Here is a 17,572-nt window from a genome sequence, read left to right on the forward strand (position 1 = left end):
ATGCGATTGTTGAACTGGCGTCGTCAGGCCATTGTAAACGCTATGCCGGGGCTGAAGCCGGACCATATCCGCACCCCATGGTTTGAATTCTGGCGGCGCTTTCGTCGCCAGCCTGTTGCCATGACGGCGGGGCTGTTTGTACTGCTGCTGATTGTGGTGGCGGCCATTGCGCCGTGGGTGGCACCGTATGATGCGGAAAACTACTTTGATTACGACCGCCTGAATGACGGACCGTCGATGATGCACTGGTTCGGCGTGGACTCTCTGGGACGCGATATTTTTAGCCGCGTGCTGATGGGCGCGCAGATATCGCTCGCCGCCGGGGTGTTTGCGGTGCTTATCGGTGCGGTCATCGGTACCGTTCTGGGCCTGGTGGCAGGGTATTACGAGGGCTGGTGGGACCGGATCATTATGCGCATTTGCGACGTGCTGTTTGCCTTCCCCGGCATTTTGCTGGCAATTGCGGTTGTCGCCATTATGGGCAGCGGCATGGCGAATGTCATCATCGCCGTCGCGGTCTTTTCGATCCCGGCGTTTGCCCGCCTGGTGCGCGGCAATACGCTGGTACTGAAGCAGCAGACCTTTATTGAATCCGCCCGCAGTATGGGGGCCAGCGACGCCAACATCCTGTTCAGCCATATTCTGCCGGGTACGGTGTCGTCGATTGTTGTCTATTTTACGATGCGTATTGGCGTGTCGATAATTTCCGCCGCCAGCCTGTCGTTTCTGGGATTAGGGGCCCAGCCACCGACGCCGGAGTGGGGCGCGATGCTCAACGAGGCGAGGGCAGATATGGTGATTGCGCCGCACGTGGCGATATTCCCGAGTCTGGCGATTTTCCTGACCGTGCTGGCGTTCAACCTGCTGGGGGATGGGCTGCGCGATGCGCTGGATCCGCGGATTAAGGGGTAGGGCAGTGGAATGTGCCGGGTGGCGGCTACGCCTAACCCGGCCTGAAAATGAGGTGCAGCGAGATTAAACCCGGCTACCCCACAGGTCATACTCGTCGGCGTTTTCCACTTTCACGCGAATGATGTCGCCCGGCTTGACGTTGGTTTCCCCGTTCAGGTACACCGCGCCGTCGATTTCAGGGGCATCCGCCATGCTGCGGCCAATCGCGCCTTCTTCGTCAACTTCGTCGATGATGACCATAATTTCGCGGCCCACTTTCTCCTGCAGACGTTCAGCAGAGATCTGCTGTTGCAGTTGCATGAAGCGGTTCCAGCGCTCTTCTTTTACCTCTTCCGGCACCTGATCCGCCAGCTCGTTAGCGGTTGCGCCTTCAACCGGGCTGTACTTGAAGCAGCCTACGCGGTCCAGACGCGCCTCTTTCAGGAAGTCGAGCAGCATCTGGAAGTCTTCTTCGGTTTCACCCGGGAAGCCAACGATGAAGGTCGAACGCAGGGTCAGATCCGGGCAGATTTCGCGCCACTGCTTGATGCGCGCCAGCTGGCGGTCAACGGAGCCTGGGCGTTTCATCAGCTTCAGGATACGCGGGCTGGCGTGCTGCAGCGGGATATCCAGGTACGGCAGGATTTTGCCTTCGGCCATCAGCGGGATGACGTCGTCAACGTGCGGATAAGGGTAAACGTAGTGCAGACGCGTCCAGATGCCCAGTTTAGCGAGCTGTTCGCACAGGCCGACCATGCTGGTTTTCACCGGCTCGCCGTTGTGGAAACCGGAACGGTGCTTCACATCCACGCCGTAGGCGGAGGTATCCTGGGAGATCACCAGCAGCTCCTTCACGCCCGCATCGGCCAGACGTTTGGCTTCTGCCAGCACTTCGCCAATTGGGCGGCTCACCAGATCGCCACGCATGGACGGGATAATGCAGAAGGTGCAGCGATGGTTGCAGCCTTCGGAAATTTTCAGGTAAGCGTAGTGACGCGGCGTCAGCTTCACCCCCTGTTCCGGCACCAGGCTCAGGAACGGGTTGTGCTTAGGCTTGGGTACGTAGTGATGAACATGTTCCAGCACCTGCTCGTAGCTGTGTGGACCGGTGATCTCCAGCACCTTCGGGTGCACTTCACGGATCTGGTCCTCTTTTGCGCCCAGGCAGCCGGTCACAATCACTTTGCCGTTTTCCGTCAGGGCTTCACCAATGGCTTCCAGGGATTCCTGAACCGCGCTGTCGATAAACCCGCAGGTGTTCACGATCACCATGTCGGCGTTGTCGTAGCTTGGCACCACGTCGTAGCCCTCGGTACGAAGTTCGGTCAGGATGCGTTCAGAATCCACCAGGTTTTTCGGGCAGCCCAGGGAGACAAAGCCGATTTTCGGCGGGTGCGTAACATTGCTCATAGGTTAAAAATTCATCAATTATGGAGTTATCAGGGCGGGATTTTACAGCGTATCGCGGGGGATTTATACACTCTTTGCAGTGCAGATGATGTCCGCGCAAGTTGTAACATTGTAAATAATGTTAATCAGTTAAGAATAATTGATCTCAGGCATTAAACTGTACAAAAAATAACCTTATTCTGACTGTGCACAGGGCTGACAGAGGAGGAATGAGCATGTCCGTTGACAGACTGAAACGCGATCTGCTGAACAAGCTGATCAACGCCCGAATCGACCTTGCCGCATATCTGCAGCTGAGGAAGGCGAAAGGGTATATGTCAGTCAGCGAAAGCGAACATCTGCGTGATAATTTCTTTGAACTTTGCAATTTCATGCGTGAAAAAGCACCCATCCTGAAAGCGGAATACGCCGAAAGCGAATGTATTGCGCTGCGCCGCGCCGCCGAGGTGCTCTCGATTGCCGGGGTTTGTCTGATGAACGGACGCCATGACTGCCCGACTTTTATCGCTGTAAACGCGGAGAAGCTTGAAAACTGCCTGACAACGCTCTCTCTATGCATCATGTGTCTGAACGAGCACGCGAAGCTTGAACAGCACTGATTCCGGGGGAGGCAACTCCCCCTTCTGATTAAGCTTTTGTAAAAGTGATAACGCGCCCGGACGTAGTGGCTAATCTTTATGCCATATGCCGATAAAGGAGCGCGTTATGCACCGATCCTCGCTGATTTTCCTGCCTGCGTTGTTATTTCCGTTTTCGCTCCTTGCTGCGCCTGATGCGGTTAAGGTTGAGGTATTGCAGAACAAACTCGAACACCCCTGGTCGCTGGCGTTCCTGCCGGATAACAAAGGGCTGCTCGTGACGTTGAAGGGCGGCCAGTTGAAACACTGGCAGGCCGGGAAAGGGCTGTCAGACCCGATAACAGGGGTGCCCAAAGTCTGGGACAACGGACAGGGAGGACTGCTGGACGTGGTGCTGGCGCCGGATTTTGCCACCTCGCGCCGCGTCTGGCTGAGCTACGCCGAGGCAGGCGCTGACGGCAAAGCCGGAACGGCAGTGGGTTATGGGCGCTTAAGCGACGATCTTTCCCGCCTTGAGGCGTTCCAGGTGGTGTTCCGTCAGATGCCGAAACTCTCCACCGGTCACCACTTTGGCGGAAGGCTGGTATTTGATGGCAAAGGCTATCTGTTTATTGCGCTGGGTGAAAACAACCAGCGCCCGACGGCGCAGGATCTGGATAAACTCCAGGGGAAAGTGGTGCGCCTGACGGAGGATGGCAAAGTCCCGCCGGATAACCCCTTTGTGAACACCGCCGGTGCGCGGCCGGAAATCTGGTCTTATGGCATTCGTAACCCGCAAGGGATGGCGATGAACCCGTGGAGCGACACGCTGTGGCTTAATGAACACGGCCCGCGTGGCGGGGATGAGATTAACATTCCGGAGAAAGGGAAAAACTATGGCTGGCCGCTGGCGACCCACGGTATCAACTACAGCGGATTGAAAATTCCTGAGGCGAAAGGTGAACACGTTGAAGGAACCGAAAAACCGCTGTTTGTCTGGAAAGTCTCACCCGCCGTGAGCGGAATGGCGTTTTATAACAGTGACGTGTTCCCGCAGTGGAAAAACAAGCTGTTTATCGGGGCGCTGAAGGAGAAGGACGTGATCGTGCTGAGCGTGAACGGCAACACGGTGACCGAGGACGGGCGGATCCTGGGCGACCGGAAACAGCGCATTCGCGATGTGCGCGTCGGTCCGGACGGCTATCTGTATGTTCTGACCGATGAAACGGACGGGCAGTTGCTGAAAGTCAGCCCGTCCGGGAGGTGATCAGCTTACCGGAATCATCACCACGTTACGGTAGGCCGGGCGTTCGCTCAGCTGTTTAAGCCAGCGCGCCAGGTGAGGGCGCGGCGTCCACGTCAGACCGAGGTTGGTCAGGTTCCAGACAAATGGCGCAACGGCAATATCGCCTACGCCGAAGTCCGCACCCGAGAACCAGGCGTGTTTCGCCAGCTCATCGTCCATCATCGCAAACAGATGTTCACAGGCGTCCTGCGCCGCATGAATGGCGGGATAGTCGCGCTCGGCTTCGGGGGTTCTGACCAGCCCCATCAGGATCACGCGGTGCGTGGGGGAGAGCGTCTGGTTGGCCCAGTCCATCCATTTTTCCCCCTGCGCGCGGCGGGCCGGATTTTCTACCCACAGACGGCCTTGTCCATACTGGGCGGCCAGGTAGCGGACAATGGTGTTGGATTCCCACAGCGTGGCGTCCGTCTCATCATCGCGCAGCAGCGGCACCAGGCCGTTCGGGTTCATCGCCAGGTAGTCGGCGTCTTTATTAACCCCATACTGCAAACCCGCCATTATCTGGTTAAACGGTAAATCCAGCTCCTCCAGCGTCCAGAGCACTTTTTTGACGTTGGTCGAATTATTCCTGCCCCACAGCGTAATCATAATTACTCCCGATAGATGTGAATCCGAGTCAGCTTTTCGCCATGGTGAGATAAACCTAACAATTACGCAACAGAAGAGAAAAAAATCGCCTTAATCAAAGCGTATCTGAATGTTATTGCATAAACTTTAATAACTTTACCCTCGTTGGGTTTCATTAACCGTTTTAGTGCGCTATTACTCATCGCTTCTTGCGACACGGTGATGTGACGTAATTTTTGAATGGACACTCGGGTGGCATTTATGACGCGAAAAATGACTTCTCTGCGCAGCCTGGCGGCAGGCTCCGCGCTCCTTTTCCTGTTTGCACCAACTCTCTATGCGGCTGAACAGGCTGCGCCCGAAGCGCCGCCGGTGGATGCGCGTGCCTGGATCCTGATGGATTACTCCAGCGGTAAAGTGCTGGCGGAAGGCAATGCGGATGAGAAACTCGACCCGGCCAGCTTGACCAAAATCATGACCAGCTACGTGGTGGGCCAGGCCTTGAAGGCAGGTAAGATCAAGCTGGACGATATAGTCACTATCGGGAAAGACGCCTGGGCGACCGGTAACCCGGCGCTGCGCGGGTCATCGGTCATGTTCCTGAAACCCGGCGATCAGGTTTCCGTTTCCGATCTGAATAAAGGGGTGATTATCCAGTCCGGCAACGATGCCTGTATCGCCCTGGCAGATTATGTTGCGGGAAGCCAGGATTCGTTTATTGGCCTGATGAACGGCTATGCGCAAAAGCTGGGTCTGACCAATACCACCTTTAAAACCGTCCACGGCCTGGATGCGCCGGGCCAGTTCAGTACTGCGCGCGATATGGCGCTGCTCGGCAAGGCGCTCATCCACGATGTGCCGGACGAATATGCCATCCACAAAGAGAAAGAGTTTACCTTTAATAAAATCCGCCAGCCGAACCGCAACCGTCTGCTGTGGAGCAGCAACGTCAACGTTGACGGGATGAAAACCGGCACCACGGCCGGGGCGGGTTATAACCTGGTGGCCTCCGCGACCCAGGGTGACATGCGTCTGATCTCGGTGGTGCTGGGCACCAAAACCGACCGTATTCGTTTTAACGAGTCAGAAAAACTGCTGACCTGGGGCTTCCGCTTCTTTGAAACCGTGACGCCGATTAAACCGGATGCCACGTTCGTCAGCCAGCGCGTCTGGTTTGGTGACAAGAGTGAGGTGAACCTGGGGGCCGGTGAAGCCGGGTCGGTGACCATTCCACGTGGTCAGCTGAAAAACCTGAAAGCGAGCTATACCCTGACCGATCCGCAGCTCACCGCGCCGCTGAAAAAAGGCCAGGTGGTCGGGACGATTGATTTCCAGTTAAACGGTAAGTCGATTGAACAGCGTCCGCTGATTGTGATGGAAGCGGTCGAAGAGGGCGGCTTCTTCAGCCGGATGTGGGACTTCGTGATGATGAAATTCCATAGCTGGTTTGGCAGCTGGTTTAGTTAAGTCTTCCCGCTTTTCACCCTCTCCCAGTGGGAGAGGGCCGGGGTGAGGCATCAGACCGCACCCCTCTCAATACATCAACTTCACCTGCTGCGCCTTCGCGTAGGTCACGTATTCTTCATCCGGGCGGCAATCGCTGACGATGGCATTGAACTGTACCAGCTCGCCCATCCGTGCCGGACGCACCTTGCCGAACTTGCTGTGATCCACCACCAGCACATGGTACTGCGCGGCGCTTAACGCCCAGTGTTTTACCGGTAGCTCTTCCAGGTTAAAACAGGTCGCCCCCTGACGGGTACTCACGCCCGCCGCGGAGTAAAACGCGATATCCGGGCACAAATTGCTGAGCGTGTCCTGAAGATTGAGCGGTTTAAAAATGGCGTTGCTGGCGTGGAACTCACCGCCGCAGAGGATCACCCGGCACTCGGGTTTCTCCTGAAGGGCCAGGAAGGTGTTCAGCGAGTAGCACACGGCGGTAAAGGGGATGCTGCTGTCGATGGCTTCGATTATCCACGGCGTGGTAGTGCCGCAGTCAAAAAACAGCGTCTGGTGCGGTTGCACCAGAGAGGCCGCCAGACGGGCGGCTTTGCGTTTCTCTTCAACCAGGCGCGTCTTTTGATCGCTGATCAGATAATGACTGGCGCTACGTGGCTCCAGCACAATATAGCCGCCCAGCAGCACGACGGGCGCGCTCTCGCTGTTCAGGTCACGGCGAATGGTCATCTCTGAAACGCCGAGGAGGGTAGCGGCTTCCTTAAGATGAAGCTTATCACTACGCTTCAGCGCCTGTATCAACTGAGCTATGCGGTCATCGCGGCGTGTTTCCATAGATCCTCAGGATGAAAAAGTGAGCCCCCGCAGGGCGGGGGCTCAAGTGTAACCTGTCATACCGGGGTTAGTCACGTATCCAGCCTTTGCGGATCGGGATAGCGAAAAGGGTGCGATAGAGAGACGAGAGTCCGCGATACAGCGCCAGCCCGAAGAGGTTCCACAGGATCGCCGCGCTGACGCAGCCGATCAGCCCCACCAGGAAGCCGCCTACCATATCCAGCGGCCAGTGTACGCCCAGATACACGCGAGACCAGGCAATGGCGACCGCAATGGCCATCAGCAGCGCACCTGACCACAGGCGATGCCAGAACAGGAAGGCCAGCGCAAAAGCAAAGATCACCGTACCGTGATCGCTTGGGAACGAATCATCCGGCGCGTGGTGCAGGAAGGTATAGCCGACGTGTTCGACAAAAGGACGATCGTGCGGGAAGGCGAGACCCAGAACATAGCTGACCAGCACGCTGACCCCGAGCGTCATCGCCACTTTGATCACCAGCTGACGCTGCGCGTTGACCTGGCTGCGCGGTCCCCACAGCCAGAGGATAGCCGCCAGCACAGGCACAATACTGATCAGATCTTTTGCCAGGAAAGTGGCCAAATCGATCATCCACTCAGGCGAGGCCGGGGTGGCGTTGATCAGATAAAACAGCTGGTAATTCAGATTCTCTAACATAGCGTTTTTACTCTTTAGCAAACCAGGCAGAAACGAGGCCGTAGACCGCTACCTGGGAAAACCAGACCCACCACCCAGCCCACAGGTTGTGAGAGAAAAAATGCGCCCCGCGCATGACCTGACCAAAGCCCATCGCCAGACCTAACACCACGCCGAAGGCCACAAAGCTCCAGGCGAGACGCGGACGCTCGCGCCAGAAGGCAAAGAACAGACCCATCACCATAAAGCCGCTGGACGCATGGCCGCCGGGGAAGCAGCGGCCAGGACCGCTGTCTGCCGGAGCGGAACTGAACAGGGGGTAAGAGACGGCTTTACCGCCATACTCCACCAGATCCCACGGGCAACTGTGATGGCTCAGGCTTTTCAGCACGCCAACCACCAGCGTGCCAAGCCCCATCAGCAGTGCGGCAGTGACCAGTCTCGCATTGCGCTTCCAGGCACCGTAAAACAACGCACCCACCGCCATGGCAATAGCGATGTACTTCGCCAGCCGGTGGTTCAGCAGATCCAGCAGCGGGTTTTTCTGCAGCGGGAAACGGTGTGTTGCCGCGTCATACCAAAAGCCAGTGATCCATTTATCAAGCGTTTCGCCACGAGAAAGCCAGGTAAACACCACGGCAAGGGCGATCAGCACTAAAAGCTGATAACCATAAAAGCGCACAGGCAGGCGGTAAAGTTGTTTTGTCTTATTTGTCTGTAACTTAGACAATTCTGAACGAGGGGATATGCGGGTCATAGAGTTGGTTGGCAGCGTGAAATATGGCTATCATATTGGTGTCAACTTAAGGAAACCTTAAACAACGACGATAAATGCTTTATTTCTGTTTCTTCTGGATAATTTGCTATCTCAGACAGCGGCAATTCATTACACTCATCGCGATTTTTTCATCATAAAGAGATTGCATGTTAAACCGTTCTTCTTCGGGTACACGTCTGGGTCGTCAGGCGTTACTTTTCCCTCTGTGTCTGGTGCTTTACGAATTCTCTACCTATATCGGCAACGATATGATTCAGCCCGGCATGCTGGCCGTGGTGGCGCAATACAACGCAGGTATTGAATGGGTGCCGACCTCTATGACCGCCTATCTGGCTGGCGGCATGTTTTTACAGTGGCTGTTAGGGCCGCTGTCGGATCGTATTGGCCGCCGTCCGGTGATGCTGACGGGCGTGGTATGGTTTATCGTGACCTGTCTCGCCACGCTGCTGGCGCAAAACATTGAACAGTTCACCCTGCTGCGTTTCCTGCAGGGGGTAAGCCTGTGCTTTATCGGTGCCGTGGGGTATGCCGCCATTCAGGAGTCCTTTGAGGAGGCGGTGTGTATCAAAATCACCGCGCTGATGGCGAACGTGGCGCTGATTGCTCCGTTGCTGGGGCCGCTGGTGGGCGCCGCGTGGGTGCATGTGGCACCGTGGGAAGGCATGTTTGTGCTCTTCGCCGTGCTGGCCGCCATCGCGTTCTTTGGCCTGCACCGCGCAATGCCGGAAACGGCCACCCGACTGGGTGAGACGCTGTCGCTGAAAGAGCTGGGACGGGATTATAAAGCGGTGCTGAAAAACGGCCGCTTTGTGGCAGGCGCGCTGGCGACGGGCTTTGTTAGCCTGCCGCTACTGGCGTGGATCGCCCAGTCACCGGTCATTATCATCAGCGGTGAACAGCTCAGCAGCTACGAGTACGGGCTGCTGCAGGTGCCGATTTTTGGCGCACTGATTATCGGTAACCTGGTGCTGGCGCGTCTGACATCACGACGCACGGTGCGCTCGCTCATCATCATGGGCGGCTGGCCGATTGCGGCGGGCCTTACCGTGGCCGCGGTGGCGACGGTGGTATCATCTCATGCCTATCTGTGGATGACGGCGGGGTTGAGTATTTACGCCTTCGGTATTGGCGTGGCGAATGCCGGGCTGGTGCGTCTGACGCTGTTTGCCAGCGAGATGAGCAAAGGCACCGTTTCGGCGGCGATGGGGATGCTGCAGATGCTGATTTTTACCGTCGGGATCGAGGTGAGCAAACACGCTTATGCGCTCGGCGGCAACGGTCTGTTCAGCCTGTTTAACCTCGCCAACGGCGTGCTGTGGGTTGTGCTGATGGTGATGTTCCTGAAGGACAAACGCGTCGGGAACGCCCTGCAGCCATAATTCTTATTCCCTCTCCCGGTGGGAGAGGGTCAGGGTGAGGGCACCAGAGCGCACGGAATCAATTAAACGGTGCTTCCCTGTTGAGCACCTTATCAATCACATCCAGTACGCCTTCCTCGTTATTATGCGGCGCTTCAAAGCGGGCCGCTGCTTTAATATGCGGTCTGGCATTCGCCATCGCAAAGCTGAAGCCTGACTGGCGCAGCATCTCCACATCGTTCCCGCTGTCACCGAAAGCCACCACCTCGCTGTCGTCAATGCCCCAGCGCTGTTGCAGGATCCGCAGGCCGTTGGCTTTATGCACGCCGGGGATAATCAGATCGATACTTCCATGGCCGGTCGTGACGGGCACCATAATGTCGTTGAGTTTTTCGTGCAGCATGGCCTGTATGCGCGGGATTTCATCATTAGAAACGTTGAGTCCGAACTTGAAGAAAATATCGTTCAGGTTGTCGAAATCACTTACCATTTCGAGGCGATGATAGTACTTCGCGGCGATAGCTTTGAACTCATCGTCATAGGCTTTGAGCGTATAGGCGCTGCTTTTGCCGCAGGCGATAATCTCAATGCCGGGAACGTTGTTTAGCACGGTAGCAACGGTGTCAAAGTGCGTTTTCGACAGTTCACCGTTAAAAACATCTTCTCCGGCGCTGACCACCCAGCCGCCGTTTTCGGCGACAAACGCAATCTCATGCGCAATCTTCGGGAAGAAGGAGATCAGCTGGTAATACTGGTTACCGCTGGCCACCACAAAGCGAATACCTTGCTCCTTCATACGCGCATACTGCGCCAGAAAACGTTCGCGATTGTAGGTTTTCGCGTCGCTCAGGAAGGTGCCATCCATGTCGACTGCAATCAGTTTAACGCTCATATCCCTTCTCCAGTGTCGTTTGTTCTTTTTCCGGCTTCGCCACGGCGCGCGCCACCAGCGCCGCAATCATGACCAACCCTAATACCACCAGCATGGCGCTGCGCAGCCCGTAGTGCTCACCCAGGAAGCCCAGCAGCGGCGGCCCGACCAGGAAGGCCAGATAGCCTGTGGTTGCCACCACGCTGACGCGCGTCGGGGCGTCCGGGCCGGTATCGCTGGCGGCGGATATGGTCAACGGGAAGCCAAGTGAGGCACCCAGGCCCCAGAGGATCACCGATACGCCGGCAATCCAGTCCACATCCACGAAGATGATCATCGCAATGCCCAGCCCGCCGAGCAGGGCGCTGGCGCGCACCACCGCCACGCGGCTGTAGCGGTCAATAAACCAGCCGCCGGTAAAGCGTCCGACGGTCATCCCCAGCGTAAACCCGGCGTAGATCAGCGAGCCAGAGGTCGGGCTAAAGCCGTGGCCGTCCACCATCAGCAGCGGCAGCCAGTCGTTGGCGGAGCCTTCGGCAAACGCCATCGCCAGCACCACCACGCCGATCAGCATCAGCTGGAAATCACGGTAGAACGGCAGCCCTTTTTCCGCCGTTTTGTGTTCATCAGAGGTGTTTTTGCCCGTGCCGTCCGGAATGGCGCGGATACCGGTCAGCACCGGCACAACAGAGATCAGCGCGGCCAGCAGGATATGCAGATTCGCGCTCACGCCGGAGGCCGTCAGCGCCATGCCCACGCCCGCACCGGCCAGCGTGCCGAGGCTGTAAAAGCCATGCATCATTGGCAGCACGGTTTTATTCATCTCGCGCTCGACCGCAGCCCCTTCAACGTTAATGGCCACTTCCGCCGCGCCAAAGCTGCCGCCAAAGATCAACAGACCCAGGGCAAACAGGACCGGCGAGGCATACCACAGCGCCACGCTGAGCACCAGCATTCCGAGTATTGCGCAGCACATGGTGGTGCGGATCACCGCCCGGGTACCAAAGCGCTTCACCAGCCACGCCGAGCAGAGAATACCGCTCATTGAGCCTATCGACAGGCCAAACAGCACGATGCCCATCTCCGCGGTGGAGACCGACAAAATGTCGCGGATTGCCGGGGTACGCGTGGCCCAGGACGCCATCAGCAGACCCGGAATAAAGAAGAACATGAAAAGCGCCCACATGCGCAACCGCAGGGCCTTACGGGATGAGGTCAGAGTCATTGAGATAAGCACCAGAAGCACAACAATAGCGACAACACTAGCAAGTTTGTGTACATTTGTACACAAATCAGATGAGGCATGTATGAGCAGACCACCTAACGACCCGCATCGCCGGGAGAAGATCCTGCAGGCGACGCTGGACACCATTGCTGAGCACGGTATCCATGCCGTCACGCACCGTAAAATCGCCAGCTGTGCCGGGGTTCCGCTGGGGTCGATGACCTACTATTTTGACGGCATGGAGTCGCTGCTGGAAGAGGCTTTCACGTGGTTTACCCGGCAGATGTCGCAGCAGTACCGTGATTTCTTCGCGGGGGTAACCAGCCCGGAGATGGCGTGTGAATCCATCACCACGCTGATCCACAGCTCGCAGGTGACGACGCCGCACAACATGGCGCTGATGTACCAGCTCTACACTTTTATGCACCGCAGCGCGGCGCTGAAAACGGTAATGCAGGACTGGATGCAGATGAGCCAGACGACGCTTGAACAGTGGTTTGACCCGGTCACCACCCGCGCGCTGGACGCCTTTATCGAAGGAATGACGCTACACTTTGTCACCGACAGAGCGCCGCTGACGCGCGAGGAGATCCGGGCGATGGTGGGAAGGATTGCAGGCGAGGGGGACCGCTAGCCTGCAGGCCCGACTCTATTTCTGAGTGATTTTTTTCCCGCTGGCATCCACGACGGCTTCACCGTCCTCTTTCGTAAATGCCCCTTTCTGCGCATCCGGCAGAATATCAAGGACCACTTCAGACGGGCGGCACAGACGGGTGCCCAGCGGCGTCACCACAATCGGACGGTTAATCAGGATCGGGTGTTGCAGCATAAAACCGATAAGCTGGTCGTCAGTGAATGTATCTTCTGCCAGGCCCAGTTGCTCATAGGGCTCCACGTTTGTACGCAGCAGCGCCCGCACCGAAATGCCCATGTCGGCAATCAGTTTGATCAGTTCATCGCGTGACGGCGGATTCTCCAGATACAGAATGATCTCTGGCTCGGTGCCGCTGTTGCGGATCATCTCCAGCGTGTTGCGCGAGGTGCCGCAGGCGGGGTTGTGGTAAATGGTGATGTTGGTCATATCAGTGGCTCATTACAGTGTGAAGGAGAGACATAACGCCAGCGCGGCGAGCGTCACAAACAGAACCGGCAGCGTCATGATGATGCCCGTCCGGAAATAGTAGCCCCAGGTAATGGTCATGTTTTTTTGCGCCAGCACGTGGAGCCAGAGCAGGGTGGCGAGACTACCGATAGGCGTGATTTTTGGCCCCAGATCGCAGCCAATCACGTTGGCGTAAATCATCGCTTCCTTGATCAATCCTGTTGCCGTACTGCCATCAATAGAGAGCGCGCCAATCAGCACCGTGGGCATATTGTTCATTATGGATGACAGGAAGGCGGTGATGAACCCGGTTCCGAGGGTAGTTACCCATAAACCGTGGGTGGACAGCACATTCAGTACGCCTGAAAGGTATTCGGTTAACCCGGCGTTACGCAAACCGTAGACCACCAGATACATCCCCAGTGAGAAGATGACGATCTGCCACGGTGCGCCGCGCAGCACTTTTCCGGTATTAATCGCGTGTCCGCGTTTTGCAACGGCGAATAAAATCAGCGCGCCAGCTGTTGCAATGGCGCTGACCGGAATGCCGAGAGGCTCAAGCACAAAGAAGCCGACGAGAAGAAGCAGTAGCACTATCCAGCCTGTTCTGAACGTCGGGAGATCGTGAATGGCCCGGGCGGGCTCCCGGAGTTTCGCAAGATCATATTCCGGTGGAATTTCCTTGCGAAAGAACAGATGCAGCATTACCAGCGTGGCAGCAATCGCGGCGATATCAACCGGGATCATCACCGAGGCGTATTCGCTGAACCCCAGCTTAAAGAAGTCTGCCGACACAATGTTGACCAGGTTCGAGACAATCAGCGGCAGGCTGGCGGTATCGGCGATAAAACCTGCCGCCATCACAAACGCCAGCGTGGCCTGCTTGCTGAACCCCAGCGCCAGCAGCATGGCGATGACGATAGGTGTCAGGATCAACGCTGCACCGTCATTGGCAAACAGCGCCGCGACGGCCGCACCCAGCAGCACGATATAAGTAAAGAGCAAACGCCCCCGGCCGTTTCCCCAGCGGGCGACATGCAGCGCCGCCCACTCGAAAAAGCCGGACTCATCCAGCAGCAGGCTGATGATAATAACGGCGATAAACGTCGCCGTGGCATTCCAGACGATATTCCACACCACCGGAATATCGTTAAGGTGGATCACGCCGCTGGCCAGCGCCAGCACGGCGCCAATCGTCGCGCTCCAGCCGATACTGAGCCCTTTGGGCTGCCAGATGACCAGTACCAGCGTAAACAGAAAAATTGCTCCTGCCAGAAACATCGCTTACCCCGTTATATCTGTTTTAATGAATGTATTTAACACGTCCCTGGAAGGCTATTCTTTAGCCTTGCACGCGTTTCTTCCCGCAGGCAGTTCCAGCTGTTATCGATGACGGTAGCTGCCCACGCAGGCATGTTCGGAGACAAACGGTAATAGACCCACTTCCCCTCACGACGGTCGATAACCAGCCCGGATTCGCGAAGTAAGGCCATATGGCGCGAGACTTTCGGCTGTGACTCCGTGGTTGCGGAACAGAGATCGCAGACGCATAGCTCACCAGCTTCACGCAGAAGCATGACGATGGAGAGCCGCGTTTCGTCGGAGAGGGTTTTGAAAAGCTGGAGCGGGTGGAGCATGGTTGAACCCTGCGGGTAGTTGATACATATTTGTTTAATCATATATGTTTGAGGCGGAGGTGGGAAGAGGGGGGATGATGGAGCAGAGAATTTCAGGCAACCAATTCGCATTGATGCAAAGGTATGCATGAACAAAATCCATAAATGATTAGATATAGCAGAAAGTTAAGTGATCTGAACCGTTGATAACATACTCAATTTACTGCATAGTTGATACACTGATGGGACAATTCTTATTGACAAGGTTGGTTTAGATTGCTACGCATGTTGGCGATTCAAGTAAAAAGAAAATCGATTCTGGGAACGAAAGACTTGCATCATTGTTGGACGACGTCAAAAGAGGGCAAATAAAAATACCAGCCTTTCAAAGACAATATGTATGGACAGACGAACAAATACTTGGGCTCATAGATTCAATATATTGTGGTTACCCTGTTGGTTCATTGTTACTTTGGTCAACAAAGACTCCTTTGAAATTCGAAAGAAATGTTGGAGGTTTTGATTTGCCAGAGATCAAAGAAGACTACCCTGTTAATTACATTTTAGATGGGCAACAACGGCTGACAACTTTGTTTGGTGTTTTTAATTCTGATAAAAAAACAAATAATGAAGAATTAGCAATGCGATTTAATATTCATTACTCACCTTCAGAAGACAAATTTTACCATTATTATACGAAACCTCACGATTTAAAAACAATTGCATTAAATTCTATTTTAGAAACAACAAAGCTGATAGGACAACTTCATCAATTCAATGAGTGGGAAGTTGCGCGCATAACTAATCTTGTAGATAAATTCAAAGATTATGATTTCCCAGTGGTGACGATTAAAGAGCGAACAGACCAAGAAGTTTGTCGAATCTTCCAAAGAATTAATTCATCGGGAACTAGTTTAAGTACTATAGAACTACTAACGGCATGGACTTGGACAGAGACATTTGATCTGAGAACTGAAATTAATAATTTAAATGATTTTCTTTCAGCAAAAGGTTTTCAAGTGGATGAAACTCTTTTAATGAGATGCTTGACTTCTATTGTAAACAAAGAAATTGATTCGGAAACACATCATAAATGTTGAGCCGTCATCATTATCCAAAGCAGTAGAATCTTTAGAAAAAGGTATAAAAAAAGCAGTCGATTTTCTTGAGAAAGATTTAAAAATACAGAACTCCGTATTTTTACCTTTCCCTATTATGCTAGTACCACTCGTCTACTTCTTTTCTAAAGTTGAACGGCCTACAGGTTATCAATATACGTCAATTAAAAGATGGTTTTGGTGTTGTGCTTTTTCCCAACGTTACAAAGCAGGTACAAATGCTTTTGTAATGGAAGACATTAAATTGATGGATACTGCTCTTTTACAGTCTAATGCTGCAATATTATTTCCTATGAAGGTTGAGACTGGATTCTTTAGGAAAGCATGGAGGATCAATTCTTCAGCAGCTAAAGCAACAATTTGTCTTCTTGCGCAATTAAACCCTCGAAGCTTTATTACTGGGAAAGTCGTTGATCTAGGTTCTGCACTCGCAGCTTATAACGCAAGACAGTTCCATCATATATATCCAAAAGCTTTTTTAAATAAAAAAGGGATCGGTTTCCACGAGTCTAATATTATTGCTAATATAGCTTTCCTGACGGCTCAAGACAACAATCAAATATCTGATTCAGAGCCCTCATTGTATTTCTCTAACATTCATGAGGCGGAAAGAGATAAGATATTTGACTCGGCTTTGATTTCTTCTGGACTTAGAGATGGTAAGGCTGATTATAAGGACTTTATAGCCCAGAGAGAGCAGGATTTAATAAAGTATGCTCATGTTTTGATGAGTGGTAAATAAAAATATTACTCGTCAATATTATGAAAAAAGATAGCCAGGATGTCTGGTTATCTTTTTTTGTTTATCTATCTCTTGATTTTATTAGCATTTATTAATTGCGAAAATACACATTGGATTCTAAAAACTTACGAAAATTAGCAATTAATCACTATCATTGCTATTCTCTGAGATGGCACGTAACGTATTTTTTTAAGCACTAACGAGTTGGTACTCTTTTTGAGACACACCATTTCAACAAAAAGTATAAATGGAACATTATACTTGCTTATTACTACCTCACAGCTAATTGTCGTGCCGTCTGTTCATCACGTAATTAAACGTCTTTTGAATCCTTTCTCATCAGCAATCTCCATCAATCTTGCCTCGGTAGCAGCCAGCCTCCGCATTTCCGAAAGCGTAATTTTAAATTCATGAGCATTCCCCTGAATATTTAATGGAAGGGGAATAGATGCGATCAGTTTATCCTCAAGCTCCCAGGGCGCTTCGACAGGTATCCAGTGAACCCTGGCATTCTTTTCCATCCAGACATCAAGCCACTGCTCGCCAGTATGAGTAAATGTCATTCTGGATCCAGATCCCACACGGCGCAGCGGAAAGCCACTAGAACTACTCAATAACACACCCAGCGTGCGCCTGAGCGTTGAGCCAGCAGCATTGCCGCTATAGTGCGTTTTGATACGTTTCTTTAAGTTCGAACGGCTGTTAGGTTTCCCTCGCTGGTCGGGTGAGATGCCCACATACAGCAGTGTGTAGCCGTCAGAGGTAACGCACCCCTCTGTCGGTACACCTGGAGGAATTTCCTTAAACCACCAGAAGTAGATGCCATTTACTGGCGGAACTGGTGATGGTTTGCTCATCACTTCCGTTCTACTGTAGATTTTCTCGGGATAAAAATCGAACATGCGGCTTTCCTTGCTGATCTGTTTAGTGATTTTATTCTTTTGCTGGCAGGGGGCGATGATTTTCATGAGGAAGGGACAAAAAAATTAAATGGGATGCTGATTTTGAACAGACGGATTTTTCGAAATCTTCGGATATCTGAAAATGTGATTGTAAGTGGTTGTTTTTCCGAGCCAGAGAATTT

At 53.7% G+C, this 17,572-nt stretch carries 19 protein-coding genes; 8 read left to right on the top strand and 11 right to left on the bottom strand.

Features of this window, described 5'->3' with window-relative positions; genetic code table 11:
* Entirely contained in the window at positions 1-912 is a 912-nt protein-coding gene (gsiD, locus tag PUZ33_RS22595; RefSeq protein ID WP_029882874.1) for a glutathione ABC transporter permease GsiD, read from the top strand.
* A gap of 63 nt (positions 913-975) precedes the next feature.
* On the opposite strand, the gene rimO is transcribed toward gsiD, so the two are convergent.
* Positions 976-2,301 carry a 30S ribosomal protein S12 methylthiotransferase RimO gene (rimO, locus tag PUZ33_RS22600; RefSeq protein WP_013097432.1) on the bottom strand — a complete coding sequence of 442 codons (1,326 nt, stop codon included), beginning with the start codon at positions 2,299-2,301 and terminating at the stop codon, positions 976-978.
* A gap of 215 nt (positions 2,302-2,516) precedes the next feature.
* Between rimO and bssR the strand changes: the two genes are divergently transcribed.
* On the top strand, positions 2,517-2,900 hold the full coding sequence (gene bssR, locus PUZ33_RS22605; protein ID WP_013097430.1) for a biofilm formation regulator BssR: 384 nt from the start codon (positions 2,517-2,519) through the stop codon (positions 2,898-2,900).
* A gap of 106 nt (positions 2,901-3,006) precedes the next feature.
* Positions 3,007-4,125, top strand: a complete 1,119-nt coding sequence (locus PUZ33_RS22610; protein ID WP_040020711.1) for a PQQ-dependent sugar dehydrogenase — start codon at positions 3,007-3,009, stop codon at positions 4,123-4,125.
* On the opposite strand, the gene PUZ33_RS22615 is transcribed toward PUZ33_RS22610, so the two are convergent.
* A complete protein-coding gene (locus PUZ33_RS22615) occupies positions 4,126-4,752 on the bottom strand; it encodes a glutathione S-transferase family protein (protein ID WP_058681086.1) in 627 nt (208 codons plus the stop codon).
* A gap of 240 nt (positions 4,753-4,992) precedes the next feature.
* On the opposite strand from PUZ33_RS22615, the gene dacC reads away from it, so the two are divergent.
* Positions 4,993-6,198, top strand: coding sequence for a serine-type D-Ala-D-Ala carboxypeptidase (gene dacC / locus PUZ33_RS22620; protein ID WP_047362591.1), 1,206 nt, complete (start codon positions 4,993-4,995; stop codon positions 6,196-6,198).
* A gap of 66 nt (positions 6,199-6,264) precedes the next feature.
* Here the strand turns inward: dacC and deoR are convergent, their stop codons facing one another.
* From deoR to PUZ33_RS22635, 3 genes are all read right to left on the bottom strand, one after another.
* On the bottom strand, positions 6,265-7,023 hold the full coding sequence (deoR, locus tag PUZ33_RS22625) for a DNA-binding transcriptional repressor DeoR (protein ID WP_058681087.1): 759 nt from the start codon (positions 7,021-7,023) through the stop codon (positions 6,265-6,267).
* Between the two features lie 67 nt (positions 7,024-7,090).
* Positions 7,091-7,699, bottom strand: a complete 609-nt coding sequence (ybjG, locus tag PUZ33_RS22630) for an undecaprenyl-diphosphate phosphatase (protein WP_020689884.1) — start codon at positions 7,697-7,699, stop codon at positions 7,091-7,093.
* A 7-nt stretch (positions 7,700-7,706) separates the two neighbouring features.
* A complete protein-coding gene (locus PUZ33_RS22635) occupies positions 7,707-8,435 on the bottom strand; it encodes a phosphatase PAP2 family protein (RefSeq protein ID WP_029882876.1) in 729 nt (242 codons plus the stop codon).
* Between the two features lie 167 nt (positions 8,436-8,602).
* Here PUZ33_RS22635 and PUZ33_RS22640 point away from each other — a divergent pair, with 167 nt between their 5' ends.
* A complete protein-coding gene (locus tag PUZ33_RS22640; protein WP_014831213.1) occupies positions 8,603-9,835 on the top strand; it encodes an MFS transporter in 1,233 nt (410 codons plus the stop codon).
* Between the two features lie 58 nt (positions 9,836-9,893).
* Here the strand turns inward: PUZ33_RS22640 and PUZ33_RS22645 are convergent, their stop codons facing one another.
* The gene (locus PUZ33_RS22645; protein WP_274205371.1) at positions 9,894-10,706 is read right to left on the bottom strand and encodes a Cof-type HAD-IIB family hydrolase; all 813 of its coding nucleotides are present in this window, start codon (positions 10,704-10,706) and stop codon (positions 9,894-9,896) included.
* On the bottom strand, positions 10,696-11,910 hold the full coding sequence (locus tag PUZ33_RS22650) for an MFS transporter (RefSeq protein WP_057071203.1): 1,215 nt from the start codon (positions 11,908-11,910) through the stop codon (positions 10,696-10,698). Before PUZ33_RS22650 ends, PUZ33_RS22645 begins: the two co-directional genes overlap by 11 nt.
* Before the next feature lie 82 nt (positions 11,911-11,992).
* Here PUZ33_RS22650 and PUZ33_RS22655 point away from each other — a divergent pair, with 82 nt between their 5' ends.
* Complete coding sequence (locus PUZ33_RS22655; protein WP_014831216.1) at positions 11,993-12,544, top strand: TetR/AcrR family transcriptional regulator; 552 nt, start codon at positions 11,993-11,995, stop codon at positions 12,542-12,544.
* Between the two features lie 15 nt (positions 12,545-12,559).
* On the opposite strand, the gene arsC is transcribed toward PUZ33_RS22655, so the two are convergent.
* The 3 genes from arsC to PUZ33_RS22670 are packed head-to-tail and all read right to left on the bottom strand — an operon-like array spanning position 12,560 to position 14,649.
* Positions 12,560-12,991 carry a glutaredoxin-dependent arsenate reductase gene (gene arsC, locus PUZ33_RS22660; RefSeq protein WP_058679297.1) on the bottom strand — a complete coding sequence of 144 codons (432 nt, stop codon included), beginning with the start codon at positions 12,989-12,991 and terminating at the stop codon, positions 12,560-12,562.
* 12 nt (positions 12,992-13,003) lie between these two features.
* On the bottom strand, positions 13,004-14,293 hold the full coding sequence (locus tag PUZ33_RS22665) for an arsenic transporter (RefSeq protein WP_058681089.1): 1,290 nt from the start codon (positions 14,291-14,293) through the stop codon (positions 13,004-13,006).
* Between the two features lie 35 nt (positions 14,294-14,328).
* Entirely contained in the window at positions 14,329-14,649 is a 321-nt protein-coding gene (locus tag PUZ33_RS22670; protein ID WP_029882880.1) for a metalloregulator ArsR/SmtB family transcription factor, read from the bottom strand.
* A gap of 320 nt (positions 14,650-14,969) precedes the next feature.
* Between PUZ33_RS22670 and PUZ33_RS22675 the strand changes: the two genes are divergently transcribed.
* Together PUZ33_RS22675 and PUZ33_RS22680 are read left to right on the top strand one after the other, a co-directional pair.
* The gene (locus PUZ33_RS22675) at positions 14,970-15,728 is read left to right on the top strand and encodes a DUF262 domain-containing protein (RefSeq protein ID WP_252107866.1); all 759 of its coding nucleotides are present in this window, start codon (positions 14,970-14,972) and stop codon (positions 15,726-15,728) included.
* Positions 15,700-16,488: a hypothetical protein gene (locus tag PUZ33_RS22680; RefSeq protein WP_205247005.1), complete on the top strand. Its 789-nt coding sequence runs from the start codon at positions 15,700-15,702 to the stop codon at positions 16,486-16,488. Before PUZ33_RS22675 ends, PUZ33_RS22680 begins: the two co-directional genes overlap by 29 nt.
* 305 nt (positions 16,489-16,793) lie before the next feature.
* On the opposite strand, the gene PUZ33_RS22685 is transcribed toward PUZ33_RS22680, so the two are convergent.
* A complete protein-coding gene (locus PUZ33_RS22685) occupies positions 16,794-17,456 on the bottom strand; it encodes a GIY-YIG nuclease family protein (protein ID WP_235836509.1) in 663 nt (220 codons plus the stop codon).
* Positions 17,457-17,572: the final 116 nt, after the last annotated feature.

The sequence above is a fragment of the Enterobacter cloacae complex sp. 2022EL-00981 genome (assembly GCF_028737495.1).
Taxonomy (GTDB): Bacteria; Pseudomonadota; Gammaproteobacteria; order Enterobacterales; family Enterobacteriaceae; genus Enterobacter; species Enterobacter cloacae.